We start from the raw sequence: 887 nt of genomic DNA, 5'->3' as shown, positions 1-887 counted from the left end.
TCGCCCGCCACTTGGCCCAGTTGCTCCTTCAGCCCACGATATGGGCCGCGAATATCGGGTCTTATCGCAATTACATCCGGCCTTTGCTCAGGCTCCCCAAACCTTTTTATTCTGCAACGAACCTGAAATCATTGGTGCACCATTTTTTATTATGGAGCGCCGCCATGGTACGGTTGTTCGGCGTGAATTGCCGCATCAATTTAATACTCCCGAAGCGCCGCGTGCCCTCAGTTTAGCACTCGTCGATACCCTCGCTGATCTGCATGCTGTCGATTATTCAATGATTGGCTTGAGTCATATCGGCAAACCTGACGGTTTTATCTTACGTCAAGTTGTTGGCTGGTATGAGCGCTGGAACAAAGCTAAAACCGATGATCTGCCAGCGATGGAGAATGTTTACGCTTGGCTTTGCGAGCAACAACCACCAGCCTCAGCCCCAACCCTCGTCCACAACGACTACAAACTTGATAATGTGATGTTTCGCCAAAACGATCCCAGCCAATTGATCGCGGTGTTCGATTGGGATATGTGTACCTTGGGCGAGCCATTGGCCGATTTGGGCACGTTACTGTGTTATTGGAGCCAGCCCGATGATCCGCCAGCCTTGCAAGCAGTAGCGATGATGCCGACAGATGGGCGATTTGCCACCCGTGACGAGTTGGTCGCACGCTATGCTGAGCGTTCAGGCCGCGATGTAAGCCATATTCGCTATTATCATGTGCTTGGTCTCTATCGTTTAGTCGTGATTTTGGCCCAAATTTATGCCCGCTATCAACGTGGCCAAACCAAAGATGCCCGTTTTGCCCAATTCGGGGAAATTATTCCGATTATGGCCCAAGCTGCCGCCGATCTTACGAAATAAGATTCCCTCACCCCAGCCCCTCGCC

Annotated in this window: 1 protein-coding gene; it reads left to right on the top strand. The window is 51.5% G+C overall.

Annotated elements, in window-relative coordinates; all coding sequences use genetic code 11:
- On the top strand, positions 1-862 hold an 862-nt coding region (locus DEF47_RS15815), incomplete at its 5' end, for a phosphotransferase family protein (protein ID WP_287045227.1).
- Positions 863-887 lie beyond the last annotated feature (25 nt).

Source organism: Herpetosiphon sp., from assembly GCF_003512625.1.
Classification (GTDB): domain Bacteria; phylum Chloroflexota; class Chloroflexia; order Chloroflexales; family Herpetosiphonaceae; genus Herpetosiphon; species Herpetosiphon aurantiacus.
This window is presented reverse-complemented; position numbering and strand designations above follow the sequence as displayed.